Annotated in this window: 23 protein-coding genes; 9 read left to right on the forward strand and 14 right to left on the reverse strand. The window is 58.1% G+C overall.

The window, feature by feature from the left end:
• Nucleotides 1-155: 155 nt before the first annotated feature.
• Nucleotides 156-1097: a hypothetical protein gene (locus V6F88_RS02245; RefSeq protein ID WP_332607719.1), complete on the reverse strand. Its 942-nt coding sequence runs from the start codon at nucleotides 1095-1097 to the stop codon at nucleotides 156-158.
• A 459-nt stretch (nucleotides 1098-1556) separates the two neighbouring features.
• Nucleotides 1557-1979, reverse strand: a complete 423-nt coding sequence (locus tag V6F88_RS02250; RefSeq protein ID WP_332608921.1) for a hypothetical protein — start codon at nucleotides 1977-1979, stop codon at nucleotides 1557-1559.
• A 302-nt stretch (nucleotides 1980-2281) separates the two neighbouring features.
• Between V6F88_RS02250 and V6F88_RS02255 the strand changes: the two genes are divergently transcribed.
• Both V6F88_RS02255 and V6F88_RS02260 read left to right on the forward strand, forming a co-directional pair.
• Nucleotides 2282-2917 carry a hypothetical protein gene (locus V6F88_RS02255; RefSeq protein WP_332607720.1) on the forward strand — a complete coding sequence of 212 codons (636 nt, stop codon included), beginning with the start codon at nucleotides 2282-2284 and terminating at the stop codon, nucleotides 2915-2917.
• A 242-nt stretch (nucleotides 2918-3159) separates the two neighbouring features.
• The gene (locus V6F88_RS02260; protein ID WP_223265025.1) at nucleotides 3160-3405 is read left to right on the forward strand and encodes a hypothetical protein; all 246 of its coding nucleotides are present in this window, start codon (nucleotides 3160-3162) and stop codon (nucleotides 3403-3405) included.
• Nucleotides 3406-3465: 60 nt separating this feature from the next.
• Here the strand turns inward: V6F88_RS02260 and V6F88_RS02265 are convergent, their stop codons facing one another.
• The 9 genes from V6F88_RS02265 to V6F88_RS02305 form a co-directional block, all read right to left on the reverse strand.
• The gene (locus V6F88_RS02265) at nucleotides 3466-4038 is read right to left on the reverse strand and encodes an isochorismatase family cysteine hydrolase (protein WP_332607721.1); all 573 of its coding nucleotides are present in this window, start codon (nucleotides 4036-4038) and stop codon (nucleotides 3466-3468) included.
• Nucleotides 4039-4314: 276 nt separating this feature from the next.
• Entirely contained in the window at nucleotides 4315-4971 is a 657-nt protein-coding gene (locus V6F88_RS02270; RefSeq protein WP_332607722.1) for a DUF6708 domain-containing protein, read from the reverse strand.
• 187 nt (nucleotides 4972-5158) lie between these two features.
• Nucleotides 5159-8368: a T6SS effector BTH_I2691 family protein gene (locus tag V6F88_RS02275; RefSeq protein WP_332607723.1), complete on the reverse strand. Its 3210-nt coding sequence runs from the start codon at nucleotides 8366-8368 to the stop codon at nucleotides 5159-5161.
• 398 nt (nucleotides 8369-8766) lie between these two features.
• On the reverse strand, nucleotides 8767-9534 hold the full coding sequence (locus tag V6F88_RS02280) for an aldolase/citrate lyase family protein (protein ID WP_332607724.1): 768 nt from the start codon (nucleotides 9532-9534) through the stop codon (nucleotides 8767-8769).
• Nucleotides 9535-9544: 10 nt separating this feature from the next.
• Nucleotides 9545-10327 carry a 2-oxo-hept-4-ene-1,7-dioate hydratase gene (hpaH, locus tag V6F88_RS02285; protein WP_332607725.1) on the reverse strand — a complete coding sequence of 261 codons (783 nt, stop codon included), beginning with the start codon at nucleotides 10325-10327 and terminating at the stop codon, nucleotides 9545-9547.
• Nucleotides 10328-10340: 13 nt separating this feature from the next.
• On the reverse strand, nucleotides 10341-11204 hold the full coding sequence (locus tag V6F88_RS02290; RefSeq protein WP_332607727.1) for a fumarylacetoacetate hydrolase family protein: 864 nt from the start codon (nucleotides 11202-11204) through the stop codon (nucleotides 10341-10343).
• The gene (locus tag V6F88_RS02295) at nucleotides 11201-12148 is read right to left on the reverse strand and encodes an amidohydrolase family protein (RefSeq protein ID WP_332608922.1); all 948 of its coding nucleotides are present in this window, start codon (nucleotides 12146-12148) and stop codon (nucleotides 11201-11203) included. The genes V6F88_RS02290 and V6F88_RS02295 overlap by 4 nt, the downstream gene beginning before the upstream one ends.
• Before the next feature lie 27 nt (nucleotides 12149-12175).
• The gene (locus tag V6F88_RS02300; protein WP_279994066.1) at nucleotides 12176-12556 is read right to left on the reverse strand and encodes a RidA family protein; all 381 of its coding nucleotides are present in this window, start codon (nucleotides 12554-12556) and stop codon (nucleotides 12176-12178) included.
• Nucleotides 12557-12692: 136 nt separating this feature from the next.
• Complete coding sequence (locus V6F88_RS02305) at nucleotides 12693-13661, reverse strand: Bug family tripartite tricarboxylate transporter substrate binding protein (protein WP_332607728.1); 969 nt, start codon at nucleotides 13659-13661, stop codon at nucleotides 12693-12695.
• A gap of 249 nt (nucleotides 13662-13910) precedes the next feature.
• On the opposite strand from V6F88_RS02305, the gene V6F88_RS02310 reads away from it, so the two are divergent.
• The 7 genes from V6F88_RS02310 (at nucleotide 13911) to V6F88_RS02340 (ending at nucleotide 22380) form a co-directional block, all read left to right on the forward strand.
• Nucleotides 13911-14543, forward strand: coding sequence for a flavin reductase family protein (locus V6F88_RS02310; RefSeq protein ID WP_332607729.1), 633 nt, complete (start codon nucleotides 13911-13913; stop codon nucleotides 14541-14543).
• Entirely contained in the window at nucleotides 14540-15328 is a 789-nt protein-coding gene (locus V6F88_RS02315; protein WP_332607730.1) for an IclR family transcriptional regulator, read from the forward strand. The genes V6F88_RS02310 and V6F88_RS02315 overlap by 4 nt, the downstream gene beginning before the upstream one ends.
• Nucleotides 15329-15739: 411 nt before the next feature.
• Nucleotides 15740-16162, forward strand: a complete 423-nt coding sequence (locus V6F88_RS02320; protein ID WP_332607731.1) for a hypothetical protein — start codon at nucleotides 15740-15742, stop codon at nucleotides 16160-16162.
• A 63-nt stretch (nucleotides 16163-16225) separates the two neighbouring features.
• The gene (locus V6F88_RS02325; protein WP_332607732.1) at nucleotides 16226-17089 is read left to right on the forward strand and encodes a hypothetical protein; all 864 of its coding nucleotides are present in this window, start codon (nucleotides 16226-16228) and stop codon (nucleotides 17087-17089) included.
• A gap of 180 nt (nucleotides 17090-17269) precedes the next feature.
• The gene (locus V6F88_RS02330; protein WP_332607734.1) at nucleotides 17270-18022 is read left to right on the forward strand and encodes a hypothetical protein; all 753 of its coding nucleotides are present in this window, start codon (nucleotides 17270-17272) and stop codon (nucleotides 18020-18022) included.
• A 337-nt stretch (nucleotides 18023-18359) separates the two neighbouring features.
• A complete protein-coding gene (locus V6F88_RS02335; RefSeq protein WP_332607735.1) occupies nucleotides 18360-19874 on the forward strand; it encodes a HEPN domain-containing protein in 1515 nt (504 codons plus the stop codon).
• Nucleotides 19875-20124: 250 nt separating this feature from the next.
• Nucleotides 20125-22380, forward strand: a complete 2256-nt coding sequence (locus tag V6F88_RS02340) for a hypothetical protein (RefSeq protein ID WP_332607736.1) — start codon at nucleotides 20125-20127, stop codon at nucleotides 22378-22380.
• 747 nt (nucleotides 22381-23127) lie between these two features.
• On the opposite strand, the gene V6F88_RS02345 is transcribed toward V6F88_RS02340, so the two are convergent.
• The 3 genes from V6F88_RS02345 to V6F88_RS02355 form a co-directional block, all read right to left on the reverse strand.
• Nucleotides 23128-23991 carry a class I SAM-dependent methyltransferase gene (locus tag V6F88_RS02345; protein ID WP_332607737.1) on the reverse strand — a complete coding sequence of 288 codons (864 nt, stop codon included), beginning with the start codon at nucleotides 23989-23991 and terminating at the stop codon, nucleotides 23128-23130.
• A 103-nt stretch (nucleotides 23992-24094) separates the two neighbouring features.
• Nucleotides 24095-25270, reverse strand: a complete 1176-nt coding sequence (locus V6F88_RS02350; protein ID WP_332607738.1) for a CMD domain protein — start codon at nucleotides 25268-25270, stop codon at nucleotides 24095-24097.
• 24 nt (nucleotides 25271-25294) lie between these two features.
• A complete protein-coding gene (locus V6F88_RS02355) occupies nucleotides 25295-26644 on the reverse strand; it encodes an acyl-CoA thioester hydrolase/BAAT C-terminal domain-containing protein (RefSeq protein ID WP_332607739.1) in 1350 nt (449 codons plus the stop codon).
• Between the last annotated feature and the right edge of the window lies 1 nt (nucleotide 26645).

Consider the following 26645-nt stretch of genomic DNA (forward strand, 5'->3'; position numbering starts at 1 on the left):
CGGCTCGCTGTAGCGGCACGTGCCGCGCCGGCGCCTGCGTCTTCGCGATGTCGTCCACACACTCATTCAACGGCCCGAACCCGGGCGCGAATTTCCACCCATGTCTACCGCCAGCCGCGCCTGATGGGCGAAACAACCGGCAATCGAACTCATCGTTAACTCCGCACTCTGTTCAGGGTGTAAAGCACGTCGCGCCATTCCGCAGTACCCAGCGCCGCAAAAGAATCCAGTAGCCGAGCCTTGCCGGCCACCGCCTCTTGAATGCACTGCTGAATACGTGGATGCGTTTCCAGATGCGGGTGCACCGTCAGATGCTTCAAGGCAAAGGTCACGCGGTCCGAGGCGTTGCGCAGCCCCAGCACATGGGTGCGCCGCAGATGCGACAAGACCTTGGCAGCCGCGTGCGTGGCGGGGCCGGGCTTGTCCTGCATCAAGGGCGCCAGCACGCGCGCGTCGGCTGGCATCGGCTGATCGGCCAGCCGCTTCCACGCGGTCAACACGTTGCCAACCAACGGCGCCAGGTGCTGCGCGTTCATGTCCGCCGTGTCGAAAACCGGCGTCGGCGTGTTGTTGTGGCTGCGCAGCTGCAACAAGCGGCCCGCGCTGTTCGGCACGATCCACTGCGTGATGGGGTTCAACCACGAGCCCATGCGCTCGCGCAAACTAACGGCCAACAACTCCAGCCGCAACGGTTCGAATAGGGGTATGACGCGCTGCGCATCCTGATCGGGCACCAGGCAGCGCTGCGCCAGATCCTCGGCCAATACAGCCAAAGGCGATGGGCTGTTCAGCCAACCGCACACCATGCGTTTGCCGCCGATGGGTTCGGCCAGCGCGGTGTTGACCGTCAGGCGCAGCGCATCCAGATCGAACCGCTGGCCCGCTTCAGCCAACGTGATCAGCTTGGGACAGGCGGACGTGTCGTGTGCCAGATCCGCACGCAAAACGGGCGCGATAGCCTCCGCTGGAAGCCGCGCCAGCAGCTTGTCGGGATGCAAGGGGCTATCGTCGGCGCGATCAGCCTGGGGATCGATCAACAGATAAAAGCCCTGGTCGGCGTTTCGGGACCGGGCAAGCAAAGCCGCAAACGATGTCATCGTGGCGGCATCCGGCAAGAAGCCGGACAGCGGCAAAGTGCGTGCGTAGGCATAGCGTCGTCCTGGTTGCGCGGCGCGGCCACAAGGGCAGGGCGCCTTTCAAAAAGAAGTGCTGCCAGGACTAATGCAATATCCATGCCATGCGCGGCGTCGGAATGAAACCTTCAACGCTATCAACGGTTTACGGACTTATCGTGTGTGGAGGCTAGCGTGGCGCAGTGTCTGCGATTCGAAATTGACCGGGTTTTCAACGAAAACCGAGCCAGTTTTGGCCCGATAAAAACTAAGCGCCGCTTTATCAAGGACTTACGGCGGGCCATAATTGGCTCGATCGGGCCAAATATGGCCCGACAGGTATCGCTTAAGCCCAAACGCGGTTGGCGCCGCTGCTCGGCAAGGCTGGCCCGGCGCGCATCGCCGCTTAGGACAGGCCCAGCGCCCGTGCGCGCACCGCGCCGCCTATTCGCCCGACCGCCAAGACTTCCGGCGTGATTTGCGCGGTTTGGGCACCACCCCCAAACGCGGGTCGCGCGCCAATGACAGCGCCGCCAGATGCGAGGCCAGCGCCTCGAACGCGTCATCCGACTGCGGCAGATACAGCCACTTGCCCAGCACGGGGTGCGGCAACAGGCTAGGCATCTCTTCGCGCAGCGCCGCATGACGCTCGCGCGAAGTGCACACCATGACGCCATTCCAAGGCTCATCACGGTCGGCCACCACCAAATACAGCGCGCCATCCAGATACGCGGCATCGCAGCCAAACATCTTCCGTCGTTGATAATTGGCGTCGCGCTCCAGAGGCTCTAGCACCCACAGCAGCGAATTCTGGCGCGCGGCAAGCTGCTTTTTGGGCGGGGCAAAGAGGTCTGACGATGTAGGCATGGTGGCAAGTTTATGCCGATCACGCGCGCCGTTCATCCTGGATTTTCATTTAGACTTTTGCGGCTGGCTGTGGCCCGCGAGGCCTGGCATACGCTGCAACGTCATCCTTAGTCCCAAGCTAATAAGCGCCCCGATCAGTGTCTGAACACCACCAATTCATTTGCCCGCGCGACTTTCATTTGCCACCGCCGGATTGGCACGCGCTGCAAGCGCAACTGCTGAAAGGCGGTTATGTGCTGGAACCGCAAGGCAAGCAAATACCGTATCGCGCCATTTCCAACCTGGGATTCGGGCTGGCCGGCTTGAACGAAGGCTCTTATCAAAATCCGGAAGGCGTTTGGTCAACCGGCGAACTGGTGGCGCGCTACATACAGGCAGGCCATCTGCCCGCCGACCTGCCAATTCGGTACGACGACACCTTGGAAGAAACATTGGCCCTGCTGGCGCAACACGGCATTACCCCCGATCCGCTTTTCGAAGACTGCGAAAGCAGCGACTGGCACAGCCCGCAATACTGCCTGGGCCCGGCCGCGCGTTCGTACCTAAGCGCCGACACCCGCGCCGCCCATGACCAGGACCCACGAAATTTCCCGCTGATGCTGCTGGCGTTTGATGGCCCGAATCCAAGCGTTGCCGTCGGTGAAAACCTGTCGGAACCCTGCCTGCCCGGATCGAGCGAACCGTTGGAAGCCATGCCGCCGTTTGATTCGCACGTGGACTTTATCGGCGCAGCATACGAGGACCCGGGCGCGAAATGGCATTGTGAACAAAACGGCGTTGATTATCGAATTCTAGAGCTCGACTGGCGCTACAGCTTGGCGATGGGTTTTCGGATGGTACGCATGGAAGGGCTGGCTGAAGAAGACGCGCAAGGCATCGCAAAGTTGATCGGTGATCTTACGGGGCAGGCAATGGTGTGCAGCCACCGGCATTTGTGAGGGCGGGCAGGGTGGCATCGCCCATCTTGTGATAAAGGTGTCAGGCAGCATTTCCCGCAGTGTTATTTGTTGTCTGAATCCATTGAAAAGTTCAAGGTAGCTTAATGATAAAGAGTTTTGCACTCTTCGCTTTATCGACCGCGCTCTTGGCGGGATGCGGGCCAAACAAAATCATTGTGGATCTGCCTTCGCTACAGGGCCAATACCATGTAGAAGTTCGCAAATGCGCTGAGCCGGGCGCCATGTCATCGACTTCGCAAACCCAGGTCTCGGTCCTGAAGTCCGGCGTATCAGAAAACTGCCAGTCTGCGGTGAATGCGTTGGCGCAGTTCCAGTCGTATGCGCCCGACGATCAACTGCAACTGGAATGGCTGTCGGAGGCGGAGCTTCGGGCCTGGCATCCCGGATTTGATCCAAAGTCCGGGCCGCGTTCCGCTTCGTATAAGGCGGACAACCCCGTCAAAGTGATATTTGCGCCGGCCAAGTGATTTACACCGCAATGTCGTCGCGCGGCGTCCATGGGGTGCCGCCGTTCGCGGACCCGCGCGCTACGTCAGCAACGCCAACGCGTCAACCAGCGACAGCACGATGGTGCGCGACGCGAACGCGGTGGAAAACAGGTGCTCGTGCACAATCGAATCCGGGTCGTAGCAGCAGTCTTTGACGGTAAACAATCGGTAGTCTGCGTCGCTGGCATGCGCAATCGACGACAGCATCACGCCGGTGGACGCAATGCCCACCATCAGCAAAGTATCGATGCCTTGTGCCGATAGCCGCAATTCAAGGTCCGTACCAAAAAACACGCTGGCGCGATGCGCGATGATGATCGGCTCGTCGGGCTGCCGGCCCAATTCAGGGGAAATCTGGTCGCCCGTGAAAAGGCCAAGTTGCTTGATGCCTTGCCCGTTCTTGTTTAGCGGACTGACTTCGGGATAGCCCGGACTGAACCGAATCTGCGCGAAATAAACCTTGATCCCTTGCCGCCGTGCCGCGTCGCAAAGCGTGCGCGTATTCGCTAGCAAGGTGGGCGCGACAGAAGGGAACAGATTGATGATGTCGGTCTGATAATGCATGACCAACAACGCGCTGCGGGCGGGCACGAGGGTGCCTAGGATGCTCATGGGCGCGGGCTCCACAAGGCGGGCAGTTTCACCGCGGCATACCGCTTCGGTAGTGGCGTCATCGATATCAGGTTCCGGACGGGACTGTATTTTTTAGCACGAGGCGACGGAAACAAGGCAGCTAGACAGCTTACAAATGTCCAGCTAAAAAAGTGTCGGACCGCGTTATCCAGACAGCTTTAGCGGTTGTGCAAGTGAGGTGACTTGGACGCCAAGCTAGGTGCGCATTGGGGCGCGGTCACTGGCGCGGAACCCGGTATCAAGGTTTCCATCTTTCTATCTAGGCGCACTACGCGACTCCGCATCCATTTGCGCCGGCCACCGGACTTTGGGCGCAAGACGCAGCGCAAGGTTGTAGGGCGGCACTTCGTCTGGATCGTTGAACGTCTCCACGGGAGGCAATGCGTCGGGTCCGTGCTGCATGTAGGCGCGGACGTAATCCCAGGAGCTACCCTCGTCTTGTCCGACGCTTAAGGGGAAGCGATCAATGACCTGGTTCGTGCCGGGTTTGACGACGGCGATGGATACACCCCACGTGAAGATCAAACCGCCTTGCGCGGTGGCGCCGCGTTGGCGCCAGACTTCGGCGCGAAGATCGTCCCAGTTGTAGGCGCGGGTTGTGACGTACCAGCGGGCGAAGGGGTTCCACCATATGTAGTGGAAGCTGTAGACGTAGACCTCGCGGCGCAAGCGATTGAAGCGGATGGGTTCGTCACGGGGAATGGCGGTATCGACCCGAATCATAAAAATGGTCCACCAAAGCATTCCGACCGTAATCGGTATAGCTTTTATAAAGTGAGAAAACCCTGTCCTGCCTATGATGATTTTCGGCACTGCGAATACGAGCCACGCAATGCCGACCAAGGACAGGATGAGCATCAGCCCGCGCAATTTTTGCCCTCTGCGGCTGATTTCCAAGTGAATGTTGTTCATCGAATTGATGGGGAGCGGGGGATGCGGGCCGTCTAGCCGAGGTGCGGATTCTCCGGGCAAGGTGAGGTCGCAGACCCAACCTGGATGTGGGGCAGCTAACGTAGGTCCGTTGCGCGTGGGGAGATTCTTGGTCGACATTAATTTCCTAGATTGAATCTTGTGCAATTTTTGCAGCGCTCAATATGCATTACCGAGTAGAGATCACCGTTACTTCGGCGTGTCCTCCTGGATCAGCGATATCTGGCCAGTACTTGATTCGAAGCGTTGCAAATTCGATATCAGCCTCGCCGATATCAAGCAAAAGCGAGCCGCCCAGTACACCCGCGTCTCTGGTAGGTCGACGCGTTGCTTGGTCGTCTATTCGATATCCGGGGCGCTTGGGGTGGTCAGATATTTCGCCAATCCTGGGTGAGTTGTGATGCTCTGCAATTACGATTTGCTCAGGCGAGTAGCGCTTCAATGCCAAAGTCATGGCGTATCCCGACTTATTCGGATCCCACATGGGAAGCTTGACGTGATAAGTGAGCGTGGCTCCCCATTGCATTCCTGCGCCGATGGCTGGCAACGTAGATAATCGCCGTGCAAAACGAAATTCGAGATCTGTCTGCATCCCGATCAACGCAGCATTCAGCGCGCTAATGGCTATATCCTTGTCAATATTGGCCGCGATAGTTTTCTGAGTTTCTAGGTCTTCGCTCGCGTACCTCGGGATGCTAGGGACCGATTTGGCCGAGTTCCACCAGATGGAAGGCGTTTCGTCATGGTTTCCAAAGTAGCAGCGGCGTGCCCATTGTTCGATTGCCGTTGACTCGCTTCCCTTAGCAGAAATGGAAACTGCGTAGGCCAGCATACCCAGGGCGATAGCCCATCCAAGCGGTCCTAGCAATGAGGAGGCGCTCGCCCAAGCCGCGTATGTTGCTGCCAAGCCGGAGGCGGCCGACAGGATGCCAGCATAGATATAGCTGTCTCGTGCTTCGCCATCGCCAGACCGCATTGCTCGTACTGCGGCAATTCCAAACTGCACCCCCTCAACCACACCCGACAGAGCACTTGTCACGCCGCCAAAGCGAATCATCCCTTTGCCCAGCGCCAACGCGTTCATCGCGCGTACGTCCGCGATTGAGGCTTTCTCCATCGCCCGGGCCACGCTTCTTATTCCCAACCCCGTCGCTTCAATGCTGACGCCCACCACCCCCACTGCGCTTGCCGCCACGCCCGCGACGGCTTCTGGGTATTTGTCTCCCATCACGCGCTCCAGGTCTTGCAGGCTTCCTGCCAGCCCATCTTGCTGAAAGAACAACGCGCCCATGGACAACGCCAAATCCAAGTTCGCCATCCCGCGTATTCCAACAAAGGCGGTATGCGCGCGTAGCTTTGCATCCGCAGCAGTGGTCCGTAGTTGCCCGGCTATCGCATGTGCCTTCGGTTCCAGGCCGCCAATGCCCACCACCACGCTGCGCCAACTGCCTTCCAGAGTCTCCGCCGTGGCGTTGGACATTGCAGTTAGCTTGTTTTTCAGTCCTTCAGCGCTATCCGCCACCCAGAACGTGGCTTTGAATATGTGGTTCTGTGCCGGACCCGGCAGGGTCAGCATGCCGCTGAATATCAGCGCACGGGCTTTCTTGCCGGTTTCCTTTGCGGCCTTGTCGTATTCCTGGCGCATCTGCCGGGTGAGTAATTCCTGATACTCGCCCAGCGTCAGTTCGATCTGAACGCGCAGCATTTGGACGCGCTCGCATAGCAGCAGGGCGGCTTGATGCACCGTGGCGGCCACGGGTAGAAGCTGTTCTTGCGCCCGTGCGTCCATCGTCAATATCGCGTTGACCATCGCGCCTTGCAGTTGGCCCACCGCGTCCCTGACGGTGCTGCGTAGGTACATTTCGCCTTCCTGCGAGGCCATCACGTCTTTGATTGCGGCATACAGCTTGCCGGAATCATTCGCCTCGAAGCCTTCCGTAAAAGTGGGACGCAGGCCTTCAAGCAGGCGGGCGTTCTTGGCCAGTAGCGCCTGATACAGAATGCTGTCGGGGTTTTCGAGCAAGGCTTTCCACAGCTGCTGCGTGGGGCCAAGATCCGCGCCATCAACCGGCGGCGCTTCGCTGGGGCCGCCGTCCAGGCAGGCTGCCACCATCTTGGTGTACGCCGCTGCCGAGTGCGGATCGGTAGCCGAGTAGTCGTATCGCGCGATGCGCAGCCAGGCCAGGGATTGCAGCCATGCGACATAGCGGGCCGCCATCGTATCTATCAGTCCTTGCCTACGCTGCCATTCCTTATCGTGCATGTCCTGAAACTGCTTGCGACGCGGCTCGCTGTAGCGTTGTTCCAGGCGTTCGTGATACTCGGCCGTGATGCGCTTGGCCGCGATTTCCGTTTCGCGTGGGACATCCACCGGCGGTAAATGGGAACGCGTGCCCAGCACGGGATGGTCATTGTGTTGTCGGCGGTATTCGATCTCTTTTTCGACTTCCTGTACCGCTTGCGTGCGTGCCCAGGTCTTCTCCAATTCTCTGATCTGCACCAGCGCCGCCGATGTGAACAGTAGATACTGCCGTTCGGCATTGCCCGCCCACGCGAGCCGGTCGTTAATCAGCAAATGGCGTTGTTGATTGAATTCCAACACCACGCCCACCGGATCGGGCAACGCCAATACCGGCACACCTTGCGGCAGGCCTTGCGTCTTTGCGATGTCGTCGACGTAATCATTCAACGGCACAAACCTGGGGGTACGTGTACGCACGGCATGTCGGCTGCCGAAATCTTCCCCGTCGTAACGGTATTCCCACACGTGATCGGTCAGAAACCCATCGGCGAATTTCAACCCGTGCAATACCGTCTGCGGCGTGTCACGCAACGTTGCCAGATCCACTTTCAAGAACCGCGCGGATGGCGCCGTCTGCGCCTTGTAGGCATCCAACACCGGCTCAGGCCACCGATCTTGCGAGAACGCGATCCACGCTTCCTTGTAGACCGCGGTGTCGACGTGTATGAACGAAGCGCGCATGTCGTGCCCTACACCCGTGCAAGCCTTGGACAACGGGCGGGGAGTGCCCTCGGGCATTCGGTACGGGTCATATTGGCGCATGTGCCCGTCGGCGGTCACTTGATACGCATGCCAGATTTCCTGATCCAGCAGCACATACACAAACCCTTCGCGCAGTACGCGATAGTTGCCCGGCTGCATATCGATACGTACGCGGTCTTGTTCTGGGTCGAACGGCAACGACGTTGACGAAGATGTCCAAGACGGCGAGGATCTTGGCGGCAATGGCGCATCGCGCAGCAACAGGATCGGCATTCCGCTGCGCTCGCAAGCGCGGCATGTACCCATCGGCACCGCCATCGTTTCCAACACCGCCAGCCGAGCCTGGTGGGCGAAAGAGCTTGCATGCGAACTCATCATCAACTCCGCGATCCATTCGGCGTGTAAAGCACGTCACGCCATTCAGTAGCGCCCAGCGTCGCAAATGAATCGACCCGGCGCTTTCAAAACGAAGTGCTGTGAGGACTAATGCAATATCCGTGCCATGCCGGCAGGGAAAAGTAAAACCGTCAACGCTATCAATGACTTATGGGCTATTTGCGCGACGCCGCCCGCGCTGCGTTGCGCCAATCACCCGGAATGGCCGGGATTTCCAACGCAAAACGGGCCATATATGGCCCGTTAAAAAATTAGCAGTGCTTTATCAATGAGTTATAGCGGGTCAAATTTGGCTTGATCGGGCCAAATGTGGCCCAGCAGGGTTTGTTCCGCCCAGGACGAGGCAGACAGGATCGCCGTGCCGATAAACGCCGGCCTTAGATTCCCGTGAACCGCTCCGCCAACGCATCGCAATGCCGCACCAAGATCGCCGCGTCCACCCCCACCGCCGTAAACAAACTCCCAGCCTTGATATAGCGCCGCGCAAGCGCCTCATCCCCCGTCAACACGCCCGGCGCCTTGCCTGCCGCGCGTACCCGCCGAATGGCGCGTTCCACTTCGGCCACCACCTTCGGATGCTGCGGCTCGCCGGGATATCCCAAGCTGGCAGCCAGATCCGCGGGGCCTATAAACACCCCGTCGACGCCATCCACCGCAATCATCGCGTCCAGGTTCTCCAGCGCCTCGCCCGTCTCGGCCTGCACCAGCAAACACAATTCCTCTTCGCACCGGCGCATATAGTCCGCCACACGCCCATACCGAGTCGCGCGCATCGTGCCGCTGACACCGCGCACGCCGCGCGGCGCATAACGCATACCGGCCACCGCGCTTTGCGCCTCGTCCGCGTTCTGCACATACGGCAGCAGCAAGGTCTGCGCGCCGATATCCAGATACTGTTTGATCTGCACCTTGTCATTCCAAGAAGGGCGCACCACCGGATGGCTCTTATACGCGCCAGCCGCCTGCAACTGCGCCATTACCGTCGGCAGCACCACGGGCGTGTGCTCGGTATCCAGCAGCAGCCAATCAAAGCCGCTGGCCGCGACCAGTTCGGTACTGTTCGCAGCCCCAAGCGTGACCCACAGCCCGGTTTGATGGCGCTGTTCACGCAGCGCGCGTTTAAAGGTATTGATGGGAAGTTCCATGCGCGCCGCCTTATGAAAAATGCACCGAGATGCTGCCCAGCTTGCCGTAGTCGGCATGCAGCGTGTCGCCGCGCTTCACCGCAACGGTGCGTGTGAAAGACCCCGCCAGCACGATGTGCCCGGCTTCCAGCCCGGCGTCGTGCTGGGCAAGCTTGTTCGCCAGCCACGCAATACCCAACGCCGGATGCCCCAGCACTGCCGCCGACACGCCGGATTCCTCGATCACACCATTTTTAAGCAGCAGGGCGCCGACCCAGCGCAGATCAATATCCATCGGACGCACCGGCCGGCCGCCCAGCACGATGCCGGCACACGCCGCGTTGTCGGCAATGTTGTCCACGATGCGGCGCGGGTATTTGCTGCGGCCGTCGATCAGTTCCAGCGCGGGGACCACATAATCCGTGGCATCCAGCACGTCGAACAGGCTCACATCCGGGCCGCGCAAGGGCTTGCCCAGCACGAAAGCCAGCTCGACCTCCACGCGCGGCACGATCAGCTTGTCGGTGGGAATGGTCTGCCCGTCCTGAAAGAACATCGTGTCCAGCAAATGGCCGTAGTCCGGCTCGTCGATACCGACGGTGCTCTGCATGGCCTTGGACGTCAGGCCGATCTTATGGCCGCGCAGCTTGGCGCCGTCGGCAATCTTCTGGTCGATATTGCGTTGCTGAATGGCATACGCATCCGCAATCTCGATGCCGGGAAACGCCTGGTCCAACTGCGTGGTGGGCACGCCGCTGCGCTCGGCTTCAAGCAGCAGGCTGGCCGCGCGGGCGCGGTCGTCGTCGTTAAGCATGGCAAGCTCCTGATCAGTACGCGGCGGCTTCGTCGGCCACGGGGTTGGACAACACGCCGATGCCGGCCACTTCCACCTCGACCACATCGCCCGGCTTCAAGAAGCGCGGCGGCGTGAAGCGCACGCCTGCGCCGATGGGGGTGCCGGTGGAGATCACATCGCCGGGTTGCAGCGTGGTCCAGATGGAGATGTAGCGGATCAACTCCGCGAACGGGAACATCAGGTTGTCGGTGGCGTCTTGCTGGCGCAGTTCACCGTTCACGCGCGTGGTCACCGTTAGTGGCGCGGCGGGATCGAACTCATCGGCTGTCACCATCCACGGCCCCATCGAGCCGCTGGCGTCAAAGTTCTTGCCCTGCGTCACGTTGAACTTGCCGTGCTTGATCCAGTCGCGCACCGTGCCTTCGTTCAGGCAGGTCAGGCCGGCGATGTGGCTCCAGGCGTCCTCGGCGGCAATGCGGCGTCCGGCCTTGCCGATGATGATGGCGATCTCGCCTTCGTAATCCAGTTGTTCGGATTCCGGCGGGCGCAGCAAGGGTTCACCATGGCCCACGAACGAACCGGGAAAGCGCGGGAACACGCTGGGGTAGGCGGGCGGCGCGCTGCCGTCTTTATATTCCTCGTTGCGCTTGCCGTAGTTCACGCCCACGCAGATGATTTTTTCTGGCGAGGGTATGGGCGGCAACAGCCGCACGTCGTTTAGCTTGTGCGTGGCAAGAAGCGAGTCCGCCAATTTGGCCAGCGCGGGCAGGGCATCGGCTTCCAGCGCAGCGCGCAGGCTGTGATAACCATGCCCATCCAGCGCCACGATCTGGTCCTGGCCACGCAGCGCGCCAAAGTGCGTGCGGCCTTCATGCGTATAAGTCAGCAGTTTCATTCGTCGAATCCAAACAAGCGAGCGGGGTTGTCCACCAGGATTTTCTTAAGCGTCGCGGCGTCGCCCGCATAGCGCGCCAACTGGTCCACCAACTGGCCCTCGTCGGGCGTGGGCTTGGTGGAGACGGGATGCGGCCAGTCGCTGCCCCACACCACGCGGTCGGAGTTGGCGGCGATCAGCGCTTGCGCAAGCGGCGTCACGTCGTCCCAAGGCGGGCCGCTGCGTGAGATTTTTTCCGTCAGCGACAACATCACCCAGAAGTTGCCGCGACTTAGCAACGACTCCAACAACTGCCGAGTCGGATCTGCCGCGCCCGCAGTGGGATCGGCACGCCCCATGTGATCCAGCAGCACGGGAATATCCAGCCGTTCAAACTGCGTCGCCTGCGCCATCATGCCGTCGGGCTCCGGCTGAAACTTGGCGTACCAACCCAGTTCACGAATGCGCGCGATGGCGCGGTCAAACACAGCCGGCGCCATGCTGATACCCAATCCCTGCCGCGTGAACCGCGCGCCGCGCACGCCTGCATCGTGCAGCTTCTGAATGTAGGCGTCGTCACGCTCGGCCAGCACCACCGCATTCGCGCAACCGCGATACGACGGGCCGGCGGCGGCCAGGCCGTCCAGCACCACTTGATGATCCGCGCCATAGGTCGTGGCCTGCACGATCACGCCACGTTCGATGCCCAACAGGCGGTGCAGGCCCAGCGCGGTCTCGATGGTGGCACTGGGCATCTCGTATGCCGCGCCGGGGCGTACCGGGTATCGGTCTGCCGAGCCGAACACGTGAAACTGGCTATCGCAGGCCTTAGGCGGCAGCCGGGTAGCGGGGGCAGTGGGGCGGGGATTGAAGGGTTGGTACTGCGAAGGGGAATGTTGCGGCGCTTGCTTCTGCGACGCTGGATTCTGCACGGATTGATTCTGCGAACTTTGGCTTTGAGTCATTTGGCTTTGAGTCATTGTCTGTCTCCCTTAGCCGATCACGGCCACGAAATCGCATTCGATCAGCTTGTCGCCATCCAGATCGGCCTGCATCGTGTGGCGTGCCGGGCGGTTATCCGCATCCGGAAACGCTTGCAGCCACACCGCATTCAGCGCCGCGCGCTGGCTGCGGTCGCGCATCCACACCGTCATCTTCGCGACGTGATCCAGCGTGCCGCCGCCCGCTTCCACAATGCGCCGCACGTGGTCGAACATCAGTTCGCACTGGCGCTCCAACGTCGCGCCATATGCACCGGTAGCGGGGTCGGTGCCCTGGATGCTGCCCGAATACAGCATGGGCCCAATCCGGCACGCGGCCGGAATGGGGTTCTTGTGGCTGAAGCCTTCGGCGTAAATGCTGCGTCTGCTCATGGCGGGTTCCGTTTGCAAAGAAGAGGGTGGGGCTGCATCGCGTCCATGACCAGGCAAGGCCGCGATGCGTTCGGTTGTCAGGGCGTGGCTGATGGCGGCTCAGGCCAGGCTGTGGTTCGGCGGCTGCGGTCCGGCTTTAGTTCGCCGTGATGCCCGCACGCTTGATGATCGGCGTCCAACGCGCGTCTTCCGCTGCCAGATAGCGCGTGAATTCCTCCGGCGTACTACCGCGCGCCTCGGCACCCAGGTCATCGAATCGCTTGATAATCGTCGGCTGCGCCAGGATCTTGGTCAGCGCCTCGCTCAACTGTTTCAGCACATCCGGCGGCGTGCCCTTCGGCGCCAGCAGCCCGGTAAACGTAGCCGCCTCCATGCCCTGCACGCCCGCTTCCGCAAACGTCGGCACGTCTGGCATCGACGGCACGCGCTTGGCCGTCGTCACCGCCAACGCGCGCAACCGGCGTTCCTTCACATACGGGAGCGCCACCGAAATCTGATCAAAGTTGAAATCCACCTGGCCGCCCAACAGATCGGTCGTGGCCGGCGCGTTGCCCTTGTACTGCGCCGTCGTCCAACGCGCGCCCGTCAACGACTGCAACAGCTCGCTGACCAGATGATTCGTGGTCCCCGCACCCGGAGACGCCATGTTCAGCTTGCCCGGCTCCTTCTTCGCCAGCGCCAGCAACTCAGCCAGCGTTTTCGCCGGCACGCTCGGCTTCACCTGCAACACCAGCGGCGTGTACGACACCGAACTGATCGGCGCAAAGTCCCGGTCCCACTTGTACGCATCCCGCTTAAAAATCAGCGGCGAGAACAGCAGCGGCCCGTTCGCCGCCATGAACAAGGTGTAGCCATCGGGCTCTGACCGCGCCACCTGCTCGCCGGCAATCATGCCGCCCGCACCCGGCTTGTTCTCGACAATAAACGGCTGCCCAAACGCCGCCTGCAAGCCCGGCGCAATCAGCCGCGCCGCCACATCCACATTGCCGCCCGGCGGATAGGGCACCACGATCTTTACGGGTTTCTCGGGCCACGCGGCGTGCGCCATGGAAGTCAGAACGGTCAGCGCCACCGTGGCGCAGGCGCGAAGGGTATTGCGAGTCATGGTTTGTCTCCTGGTCGTGTCATCACGTTTTGTTTGTTTGTGTTTGACGACACTCTAGAAATTCCCGCGCCGCTGAACAATCCGAATTTCAAGAAAAGTTCCGGATATTGGACTCTTTTGGCAGGTTGCTTTGCGGGCGGCTTCTGGCGTGATCGCGTTTCGCCGCAGAATTACCCTGGGCGCCTATTGCGCACGCGGTTTTATTCATTGTTGAATGTTCAATATCCGGACTACGGAGCCAGACCCATCATGCACTTTCCCGCCAGCGACCTGAACCCCGAACAAACCTACCGCCTGATGAGCGGCATCGTCGTGCCACGGCCCATCGCCTGGATCAGCAGCGTCAACGCCCACGGCGGCGTCAACCTGGCGCCGTTCAGCTGCTACACCTTCGTCTCAAACAAACCGCCCATGATCGGCGTCAACATCGGCCGCAAAGCCGGCAAACGCAAAGACACCGCGGATAACATCCTGGCCAACCGCCACTTCGTCGTCAACGTCGGCGACGAAACCCTGCTTGATCCCCTGCACGACAGCGCCCAAGAACACCCGCCCGAAGTCAGCGAAGTCCACGTGCTGGGTTTAAGCGTGCTTCCCGGCGCCGTCATCGACACCCCCAGACTTGCCGCCGCGCCCATCAGCCTGGAATGCCGTTTTCATAGCGTCACCCCGTTTGGCGACACCGGCGCGGAGTTCTTCGTGGGCGAAGTGGTGATGTTCCATATACGCGATGGCCTGCTGCAAGACGGCAAGATCGATACCGCGTTACTACGCCCCATCTGCCGCATCGGTGGGCCGAACTACGCATCGCTAGGCCCCATCGTCACCAAGCGCGGTATTCAGCAAACGCCCAAATCCATTATCAAACCGGAGGCCACGTGAGCGAATCAGAAGACAAAAGCGCATCCGGCGCACAGACGGTACGCAGGGCCTTGGCGCTGCTGCGCCTGATTGCCTGCGGACAAGAGCGCGGGGTAAGGCTGGTGGATCTGGAACGCATGTCCGGCTTGAATCGGCCCACCGTGCATCGCTTGCTGAAGACGCTGGTGCAAGAGGGCGCGGTTGAACAGGATTCAGAAACGCGACGGTATTTGATCGGGCAAGAGATCAGTTTGCTGGGGCTTGCAAGGACAAGGCGCTTTCCGCTGCTGACGCTGGCAGACCCGTATATGAGCGAGCTGGCCGATCAGGTGGGGGATACGGTGTTTTTGAGTATTCGACATGGGCACGATTCGATTTGTATTGGGCGGCGGACGGGAAGGCATCCGATACAGGTGCTGTCGATTGAGGTGGGGGTTAGACGGCCGTTGGGAGTCGGCGTGTCGGGGGTGGCGTTGTTGGCGAGTTTGGGAAGGGAGGAGAGTGTGGAGTTGGTGCGGGGGAATGCGGCCAGGCTGGAGGTGATGGGGGAGCGGGTGGAGGATGTGATTGCGCGGGTTGAGGTGGCGCGGAGGGAGGGGATTGCGCATGCGGCAATGGGGTTAATGCCGGGGACTAGTGCGGTGGCGGTGCCGGTGTTGACGGAGGGAGGGGTGGCGCTGGGGGCGATTACGGTGACGGCGATGGCGGAGAGGTTGGGGGCGGAGAGAATTGGGATGGTGGTGGAGAGGATGAAGGCGGCGGCGGAGGGGATTGCGGGGAGATGGGGGCGGGTGGAGGGGAAATGAGAGGAAAGCTCGGCGGATATTGAGGCCCTAGCTTAGGGACATTCCCATTAAGAAAAGAACGAGCGCAATCATCAGATCGATATCTGCTCATGTATGGCCGCCTGCATGGAGCTTTAGATCTGCCGTAGATCAAAGTTAGTAACTAAGGTAACATTTGGAATCTTTGGCCGACCTTGGCCCCTGAAGCCTTGCTTCAGGGCAACGCGATCAGCATCGATTCGTTAAGCCAAGTCGTCATTTGCGGTTTGCTTGTGCATCAGCTTTGGCAAGGTCGGCGGGCATCACACCGCAAGAGCAGCCCAAGCACGGGACAGCACAATCCGCATCGTCGGTTGGGACTCGGAGTAACGCGCGCACAAGCGCTTTCCGAGATAGAGAGTTTCTATCCTGCAACCTTAGAACGAGATGTTGATGTTCCGTATCACTATCGCAGCAGCAGTTGTCCTCTCCCTCGGCGCTTGCACGACCGTCAAGCACGCACCGATCTCCCAAGATTCCCTGAGCAAGCTGGAAGGAAAATCCATCGTTTCCGCCCGCTATGGCCAGCCCGACTTCACTGCCTTTACCGCTGGCAAGGCGGCATTCGCGATGCTTGGCGCTGCCGCCATGGTGTCGGAAGGTAATGCCATCGTCAAAGAAAACGGCATCGAAGATCCTGCGAGTGCGATCTCTGCCGGGCTGCAAAGCAAGCTGGCCAGCTTGAAGAACACGACGGCTGTGAACGCTTCTGGCGTAGCAGCTAAAGATGATGTCGCAACGGTAGTCGCCGCCAGTCCAGGAGGCGATTATGTTTTGGACGTGAAGACGCTGATTGAACTTCCTAGTGCAGCCTAAAGCTAGGCCGGGTCTTTCCAATCCAACTTTGGAGTCGTCAGTTGCGACGTGCGTACTCGGAAAATGAAATTAATAAAGGTCCTTTTTAGGTTCCTGATCATGGTGCCGCCAGTGCTTGTACTGGTTGGCGCCGTCATCCTCTCTTTGCTCGGATTTGGAGCCGCATTCGCCATTGAGAGCATCTTCGGTGTGCCAAGGGAGATGACCTACAACACGCCGTTAGATCTGCTTAATTTGGGTGGTCACGTTATCGCGGGAGGACTGGAGTCTCTGGACGGCTGGTCGAAGTCGAAGAACTTTACGCAGATTGCACTACTTGCTTGCGGTGCGGGAGCCGCAATTACCGCGCTCTGGTTGCCCTACCGGGCAGTCGCTGTGCACGGAAGAAAGCAAAATGACGACAGAAGCTATCGACCGAATCGAAGAATTCTCGGTGCAATTGCCGTGGTGCGCTTTGGTCGATGGCTGTTTAAGGAAAAACGGTGCCTAATTCCATGGCTAATTATCAGTGCAATCCCCTGGTTGTGTATTTGTTTCATGGGGTTCGTGCTTATTTTGTTCGCCGGAATACCTGCTATTGGGTATGGCATTGCAAATGACTACCTTCACGGTTGGATTGTGGATGCAGAGTATTGCGCTCCTGTAAGTAGCCGCGAAGAGAGGTTGAGAATAAAAGCTAGCGATGTGGCGTCTCGGCGTAAGCCTTCTGAGGACGCAAGATTAACGCCATGCTTATCCTTGTGGAAGGATGGAGTGCTAATAGGAGAGGGTCGACACGTTGCTTCTACGGATAATTATATTATTCTGTTTGATCCGGTGACTGGCGGCGTCAATTTGGAGCCAGCGAATGGGGTGACCATTCGCCTAAAGGGCATGTCAGCATCTGAGCTGTATCGGATAATCGATAGAGATGACACAGAGGATTAATGAAAAAAATGGTGTCAGACCGCGATTTTGCAGTTGGTGATCAGCGATGTTGCAGTCTGACACCCATATTTAGCAGACCCCAATTTCGAGGGTGAGAATGTAGTCTGACAAATCTTGCCAGGACGTATGATGCAAAACTCGGTTAATCACAGTGCGGCATGACTAATATTCGGATCGCTCATGGGTAAAGGTAAAGAAAACAAAATCCAATCGGCAATTGCAGGTGCACTTCAGGTTTATTGTCAAGACCGAAGTTTGCAGCTGTTCCCACCTTACGCAAATCAGCAGGGTGAGAATCTGCGGAAGTACTGCGGAGATCTTTTTGGCTTATTAGACAATGCTGATCTCATCGCTCTGGAAATAAAGGAACTTGATGTTGCCCAAGGCATCTTTCCCGCATTCGATGATAGCCAGCATGACATTGCGATGCGATTTGAGAGCCTTGGAGTACCTCTTGCGTATGCCTATAACGCGGTTGAGACTCTGCCATATCATCAGCGTCCGCAGCCTCCGGCGTGGGCAAGGTCTACGTTAGCGTTGGTGAAGAGGTCAACGCCAACGCCGTTACCGGGGCGTGTGCCAAGTGCGAATGATCACGAGTCTCTTCTGGATTGGTTGAATGGTCCACATGGAACGAATGCTGCTGATCTCTTCGGGCGAGTTCATGGAGCGGTCACTGCAGTTGATGACCTGCGCAACGGAATTTTGGTCTTGCTCTATGCAGTTCCTGAGCAGACGCTTGCAGCATTGACGCCGGACGACATCATCCGGACGGTCAATGTGCTAAGAAATAATGCGCACCTTTCATACAGCCAAAGACTTCTTCTGCAAAACCTAATGGGGGCCTCGGCCGATGTTTTCCATCGTTTTGTATCGCCGGCAGAGCATGAGGAAAGAGGCAGCAAGCCAAGCCGCCCACGCCCAAGAATATGAGCGCAACGATTAATGTCAAGTCACAATTTTGCTATCTAGATTCTGCGAAATTGCAGTCTGACACCTTAACTCGCGGGTGCACTTAACCGGCGAGGCGCTCTTTAAGATATGAAGGCTCAGATGCATGCCGAGCTATGATTTTTTGTCTCGTTGGATGGTTAAGGTGTCAAGCTGTGAGTTTCTGCTGAAAATGTGGTCCGACTCCTATATTTCATTTCAGTGTGATTGGGCCGTTGGCACTGTTTCAGCGTTGGCGCAAGGATAGTTAAAGTTAGATAATCAATGGCGCTTGATTTGGGGTGCCCTTGTCAGTGGGTATTTAAGATTTAATATATAAATGCAGACGCACGAAAAATACAATAGCGTGTTCCTTTCGACTGAGCCCCAATTCGCTGGCCATCTTATGATCGCGGGTGCGGAGAGCAACGTTAAGCTTATCGGAAAGAGCTTCTGGCCATCTCCCGAGGTTGAATACACAGATATCCATGGAACGCTAAATGACGGAAAAAAGGCGTCTCTTCTGGATTGTGTGATTCAAGGAAAAACACGGCACCGCTTTGATGAAGATTCACAATGCGAGAGCGCATTCTTCCCGAACTATATTGTCGTGGGTGAAAGTTTCATTCGCTCAGATGAGCATGTCATCCGAGCGGTACGCTATCACTTCGACAACGTCAGTAGCCTATTACGCGGATACGAAACTTTTCGGTCGCTGGATCTCAATATAGATGAGACGCTTCGTATCCTGGAGGAGGACCACAGGCATTCTCAAAAGCTGGCGGAGAAGCACGGTTGGTCGATATTTCCTTTCAAACCTGAAATCGGCGAACACCCTCGTCTACTTTATTTCAGCGGGTTGTGGGAAATAATAGCGTTTCAATGTGGCGTTGGGAACATCGCGCTAACGAACCGCACCTCCCAAACAAGTGGCGATGCAGCGGGAATCGGTATCAGCAACGAAGTCACCATAAATATAGAATTTACAGAGCCCAAGAGGTTGAATGAGGCGCTCCATGCTCTCCGAGTTCTTCATGGGTTGTTCGAACTGAGCCTAGGCCATCGGCAACGCTATCAGTGGATTGAATTGGAGTTGGATCACCCTCCGAAAGATACTGAACACAACTTAGCTCAGATGGCGAGGCTGTACTGGAGCTTGTGCAATGAGCGCGTGAATGGTGAGTCAAAGGCGAGTCTAAGGGATAGTCTTCTGGCTCCGGATCAGCGCCCCGACGAGTTTTCTCAGGTCGCTATGCGTTGGATCGACAGTTCGGAGACCATGCGTGATCCGAGGGAGCGGTTTGCAACCGCATTTTTCAGTGGGTATAGCATCGACCGCATTGTCGGCGCTGCCAACATGTTCGACTTGCTTCCAGAAAGTCACGTACCGAGAACTAGGGATATCGATGATCCCTTGAGGGAAGCAGTGATTCAATGTCGTAAGATATTTACGGACTTACCCGCTAGCTTTGGTAAGCAATCTGTTCTCTCTGCCTTAGGGCGTGTTGGTAAAGCTAGTCTTCGCGACAAAGTTATGCACCTTGCTCATAAAGTCAACGCAGCGGCTGACGGCAGGTTTCCGAACTTACTTCTGCCATGTCATCATGCAGTTTTATGTCGAAATCACTATGTACACGGAACCGAGGGTGCGTTCGACTATCAGGAGAACTTTACGGAATTCGCGTTCATTACTGATACGCTAGAGTTCGTGTTCGCGATTTCGGACCTGATTGATCTGGGATGGGGTTTGAAGAGGTGGTTGGCACACCGTTCCTCAATGACGCATGCGTTTGGAGTCTACGTAATTAACTATCCGGAGAATATTCGCCGTCTTGAAGCTCTAGTGAAAAAATAGGAGCTGGATTTAAGGTGCCAGGCTGCAATTTCATCTGAGTCCGCTGCGGTATTGGAGTCTGACACCTTTTTTTCTAAGTGAAGTGCTTCACATCGTTCATCCGGCATCTAGAGTTAGATTCTTGAGAACTGGCTGCGGATGACTAAGTGTGATGGCACGAGTGTCAATATAATCGACGGCCCTCTGCGGCAGCCGCTTAACGCGTGAGTAACACCTAATCAAACTCCTTCGCCACGGAATACCACCACTCATGACCAAAACTTGGAAGTCGCTCGAAGATCATGTTCGAGGTATCGCGAATCTGCGTTGGACGGCTGTTTGCAAGCCGGAACACATCGATGGCGTCGATTTCGACGGCGTCTGCCGCGTGTCCGCTGACGAACTGATAATCATCGAGATTACAAAGGAAAGATCACTACAGAAAGTGAGGGATGATTTAAACAAAATTATTCCATCCAAGCTCAGACTCGCCACTCAAGGCCTCATTTGCAGAGGATTTGTGGTTCTTGAATCGGAGCCAACGGATAGCATGGTGGAAGCCGGCCGGAATAGTCACATCACCGTCTGCTCGGCAGCAGAGTTCGAGCGTGCTTTCTTCGACTTCAAGAGCTACGACACGTTACGGAGTGCACTACCTTTCGGCAGCGCCGTTGACTCAAAAACAGGAGCCAACGACACGCGAGCATTTATCCCTGTCGAATATATTGATATTGAGCGAGACAAGACCTTCACGATTGACGGAATCACCACGCTGCTGCAACGCGGTGCGCATATCGTCTTGTCGGGGGACTACGGCACAGGAAAGAGTCGCTGTGTCAGAGAGGTATATAACAAGTTACGAGCGGATATCAGGGTCTCTGGCGCCTTTCCACTGGCGATAAATCTGAGAGACCATTGGAGTAGCTCTAGTGCGCTAGAAATAGTCGCAGGACACCTTGGAAATGTTGGCTTAGGAAATTCCGTCGACAACGTAATGAGATTACTCAACTCAGGGCATCTCATCCTTCTACTTGATGGGTTCGACGAAATAGGAACACAGATTCATGATACGAGAATCGAGGACCGAAAGGCGCTGCGAAAACGCGCTGTTCAAGGGGTTAGAGACCTGATCCAGAAGAGCCAGGCTGGTGTCCTGATCACCGGACGCTCACATTTCTTTGATGGAAATGTGGAGATGATCGAAAGTCTGGGACTTTCACAGTCACGTGATCTTGCCTGCATACAGGTGCCTGACACATTCTCCGAAGCTGAAGCCGGACAGTATCTGGTGGCACTGGGAATAAAGGCAGCGCTTCCTGAATGGCTGCCGCGCAAGCCTCTCGTCTTTCAAATGTTAGTAGAACTTGAGAAAGAGGATATCGAGTCCCTTCTGCAGCGAGAGTACGGCCAGTTCCAGTTTTGGTCAGTTTTTATCTACGCCGTCTGCCGTCGTGAATCAAAGGGTGTCGGCGGCTCCATCGCTCCGCAGACGATCCAGATCATTCTCCAATATTTGGCAGCAAAAACGAGATATTCGAGCACCTTCACCGGGCGACTTACGCCGTCTGACATTGATTCAGCATACCACTCAGTTGTTGGCTCGGTACCGGACCAAAGCGGCCGGCAGCTTCTCTCGCGGATGTGCACACTCGGGCGGATTGAACCTGAGTCGCCTGACCGTCAGTTCATCGATCCAAATGTTCTCGATGTGTTGCGGGCCGACGCGTTGATTTCTGACATTGTCTCCATGTCGGAAAGTTCTGGCTCAATTCAATGGATTCAGTCGTTAAGGCTATTGGGAACAGTTCACGCCGCGCAGATGATTCGGAGTTACGACCTCGATCAGCTCAGTTTCTCCTATCTACATAAGTTCGGGGCAAGTCAAAATACGAAGAGATTGGGTGAAATCGTATCGGCACTATGCCTACATGGCAGCGAACCGCTCGATTTTAGATCGTTGACGCTCAGCGCTTCAACACTGCCGATATTGGCACTGAATGATCGAACGGTATCCAACTTGACAATTCGGCAATCAGAGATTGACGTCCTGATCCTCGATCGCACACCTATCACTGCCGCCGACTATTTCATTCTTGAAGACTGTATCATTTCTTCGGTTACTGGGGTATCGACCCAAAACGGACTTCCCGCCTGGATAAAAAGTCCAGAAGTCATAACATTCGAACGTCTCTCCAATTCCGCCCGTATCAAAGAGAGTCCCCTCACCTCTGCGCAGAAGCTGTTTTTGGCAATAGTTCACAAGATCTTCTTTCAACCCGGCGCAGGTCGCGAGGAAGCAGCATTACTCAAGGGGGGATATGGGCAGAAGTACAGTCCCAAACTAGCTGAATCAATTCTGAAGCTCCTTATGAAACACGGTGTTGTCGAGCGATTCAAGGGTGATGATGGGTGGATCTATAAGCCGGTAAGGCGATTTACAGACAGGATGAATAGAGTTCGATCTGAGCTCACTCTTTCAGAGGATGGCCTCTGGAAAGAAATTTCTTTACTAGCAATCCCTCGCTAGTGAATTTCAATTTCTTCCACCTGTCGCTTCCGAGCGCTGTCCTCCGAGGGGCAGATTAGCTCGCCGGCGAGCCGCTGCCTAAGGAACGACGCAAGGTCCCATATGGGTCGTAAGCCGACTCGCGGACAGTGGTTTCTGCCCTTGCTGACAGGACTGCGCTATTGCGTCGAAGTCTTCGCCTTGGAGAATAAGGGATCTAACGGCGGTTCATCCATTGCGCTTGCCACCAGATCAGCAATCTGATCGCACAGGCTCTCTAACCCGCCCATCAAATTCGATACCACCCAACTATGCAGCGGCGTGGGTTCCGTAGCCACAGGCTCATTTTTTTCGCACTATTCCCCACAATCCTCGCAATAGCCCAAATCCCCAAGCAAGCCCGCTCGATCTTCCGCAAATCATCAAACCGAACAACACCAAACTCCGGATCATCCGGCAAGGCCCATCGGTCATAGGTAAAAGGGTGGTCGCTCATTTCGGCGCTCCGGTGTAATTGACGCGATGAAAGAAAGGAGGCCGCCATTGCAGCGGCCACTTGTTCTGTCTTTCCGGCTGTCAACCCGGGCGATCCTTTGGACCACGGGGCGAGTATGCCCCGTTAGGCGACGGACGCGATGCGGTTCCGTGCCAAATTGATCACGCTTTCTCTAAGGAAAGCGCAATCGCGGACTACTGATTAGAGAAGGATCAGCAGTCCACCACCAGCTAAAGCTATCTCTGGTTCATGCCAATCAGCCAAGCAGATACCTATTCAGCGACGGCCGCCCCGGCCACCGGCACAAAAAACCGATCCTTCAACTCCTGCAACCCAATCCTCTCCAACATCTCAGTCAACCTCTCCGCAGGCTTCCTGGTCGGCAGATTCCTATACTGCGCCACGATCAGCTCATTCTTCATCGAATGCTCCCACCCGACCAGCTCCGTCACGCTAACCTGATACCCATGCGCTTCCAGCTGCAAACACCGCAGCACATTCGTAATCTGGCTTCCAAACTCCCGCGTATGCAGTGGATGCCGCCAAATCTCCGCCAACGGATCAGCCAGCGCCTTCCCCTTATTCTTCCTCAACACCGAAGCCACCTCGGCCTGACAACAAGGCACAACCACGATGTACTTAGCCTTCTTCTCCAACGCAAAGTGAATCGCGTCATCCGTTGCCGTATTACAAGCGTGCAACGCAGTGACCACATCAATCGTCGCCGGCAACCGACTCGAAGTAATCGATTCCGCCACAGACAGATTCAAGAACGACATCCCCTCAAACCCGAGCCGCTTCGCCAGTTCCTCTGACGACTTCACCAACTCTTCACGAGTCTCAATCCCATAAATATGGGACCCATTCCCGACGGCATCCTTCTGTTCCTTGAAGAACAAGTCATACACAATGAACCCCAGGTACGACTTACCAGCCCCGTGATCCGCGAGCGTGACCGCGCCGCGTTCTTGTTGGACGTCTTTCAGCAACGGCTCGATGAACTGAAACAGGTGATAGACCTGTTTGAGCTTACGGCGGCTGTCCTGGTTCATCTTGCCGTCGCGGGTCAGGATGTGCAGGGCTTTTAGCAGTTCGACGGACTGGCCGGGGCGGATGTCGTGGGTTTTTTCTGACATGGGGGAAGGCAAAGCGCCCCGCTAATGGCGGGGCGCGTAGTGGCGCGGAAAGCGTCAGTTTAACGAAAACTGGCGCGCCCACAGGGCGGCGGTAAAGCGGGTCTTAGCCTACGGTGGCAAAAACCGGTTCGCCCAGGTTCAGCATCAAACGATTTGCCCAGGCGAAGATCGCGTCCGAGTGCAGCAGGTCCAGCACTTCGCCTTCGCTCAAGCCTGCATCCTTCAATGCCTGGATGCTGTTGGCGTTGACGTCGGCCTGGGCTTCGGTGATCTGGATCGAGAACTGGGCAATCGCCAGTTCACGCGCCGTGGTGCCGGCGGTGTAGGGGTCTTCGAACACTTGCGCGATCACTTCATTACGCTTGGCCAGTTGTTCGAAGCGCTGCGCGTGGACGGATGCGCAGTACACGCAGCCGTTCACGCGCGAGACGACCGTGGAGCCCAGCTCGCGTTCGGCGCGCGACAGGCCGCCTGGGGCGTACATGATGGCGTTGAAGGCGGTGGAGCGCTGGCGCAGGATTTCCGGTTGGTGGACCAGGAACAGGTAGTAGTCCGAGACCTTGGCCTTGGGGTGGCTTTCTTCCAGGACGGCGACTTGTTCCGGGGTGGCGGTGTCGACGTTGACGACGTCGAGCCATGCCTTCCACTCCAGCACTTCGTTGGTGAAGCCGTGGGCCTTGATGACGGCGCCGGGTTCGGTGGCGGCGGTGTTGGGTTCGAAGGGCGCGGGCGGGACGGCGGCGGCGCGGGGGGCTTGGCCTTCCAGGTCTTTCATCGCGATCAAGCCCGCGACCAGACGGGTCTGGTACGACAGGAACGCGATCAGTTGCGACAGGGTGACCACTGCGGGCGTGGTGACGCCTGCTGCGGGCAGGGTCTTCAGCGCGGCTTCGTCGCCTTCGACGGGGTTTTCAATCAGCTTGCGCGTGAATTCCAACGCGGCAGCCAGGCGCGGGGTGGAGGCGTCTGACGGCTTGCCGGATTCTGCGACGGCGATGTCGGCGGGGGCTGCGTCCGTTTCCGCCAAGCGGGCGCGGTAGTGCGACGCCAGCAGCGGCGACGGGCTGATGCGGGTGGCGTACAGCGCGACCAGCAGGCGTTCGGCCAGCGACAAGCCGGGCAGTGCCGGGTCGAACAGGGCGTCGTAGCTGCCTTGCGTGGCGGCGGCGACTTTTTCGCGTTGGTGGCGGACCTCATAGGTTTTGCTGCCGGGCGTCAGGCCGACGAGCTTGTCGACTAGATCATTGACGGCGTCATAGACGATGGGTTGTTGTGCCATGGGGATGTTCTCCTTGGTGTCTGATCAGCCGGCGTTGCCGGAAGTGCTTGCCGAATGTGCGGCAGCCGAATTAGCCGAAGCCGCCCGCGCCTTCACCGCCGCGTCCAAAAACTTCTTCACGCCTTCCCACGATTCCTGGTCGGCGCGTGCGTTGTCTTTCGGATTCCCGCCGCTGGTGCTGATCTTGCCCGACACGGGGTGGGCGTAAACGAGCTGGGTGGTGGGCACGTACGGGAACAGGATCGAGTGGCCGCCGTTTTCGTAGTCGAGCCATTCGACGGGGTAGGGGTGTTTCACGTCGACCAGTTTGTCCTGCACCATCTTCGAATACAGGCTGGACGGCCATGATCCATCGTCGGTGCCGGACAGCAGCATGACCGGGCCTTCGATGTCTTCCACGCGAATGCGGGCGCGGGCGACGGCATCGGGGTCTTGCAGTGCGGTCAGGATGGCTTTCTCGTGACGATGCGGTGATGGGCCTTCGTCAAACGGCGCCCAGGTGGCGGTGCGGTTGTTTTCCCAGACGTGGGGGATGGGCTTGCCGCCCAGCAGCCAGGTCGGGCCTTCGCGGCCGATCTTGGGGTCGCAGGCGTTTTGGCCGCTGTGGACGACGGCGCCGGGTACGTAGGCGACGACGGCGGACACTTCCTTGGGGAAGGTTGCGCCCAGCAGCAGCACCAGTTCACCGCCGCGCGATTGGCCGCTGATGGCGACGAAGTCGTGCTTGGGTTGAACCTTTTTGCGCAGCCAGCGCAGGCCGGTCTGGAAGTATTCCAGCGGGGTGTTCGAGATGTAGTCGGACAGGCCCGGCGCCTTGAAGTACGCCAGCGCAAAGGCGGCGTAGCCGCGGGACGCATACAGCGCCGCGCGCGGTTCGTTGATGCCGCCGCCCGAGCCGTTCAGGATCATGACGGCGGGGTGCGAACCGGGCTGGCTGCCGGCCGGCAGGTACAGCGTGCCGACCAGACCTTCTTCGCGGACCTCGTGGCGCGTGACGCCGTCCAGCGCCAAGCGTTGCGTGAACGTGGCCTGCGCCTGCGCACCCGCCACACGTGCGACCACGTCGGTAACCAAGGCATCGGTCACCGGATGGTTGAAGTGTTCGCGGCTGGGCGAGTCCACCGGGGCTTGCGACCAGATCAGGCCCATGGGCGACAAGCCGGTGTAGTCGCCCGAGATGGGCGCGTCGCGGGTCAGGTCGACCACGCCGTCTTCGCCCGCCGTGTAGGCGGCGTGGGCTTGCCACAGCACGCCGTTGCGGCGGGTTAGCGCGCTGATCTCGACCGTTTGGCCGGGGGCTACGTTTTCCACCCGAATCTGGCGCGGCACGTCGATCAAGGCGTCCGCGGGGGTGATGGTCAGGGTCGGCGCCATG

The sequence above is a fragment of the Achromobacter sp. ESBL13 genome (genome assembly GCF_036668755.1).
Taxonomy (GTDB): domain Bacteria; phylum Pseudomonadota; class Gammaproteobacteria; order Burkholderiales; family Burkholderiaceae_B; genus Achromobacter.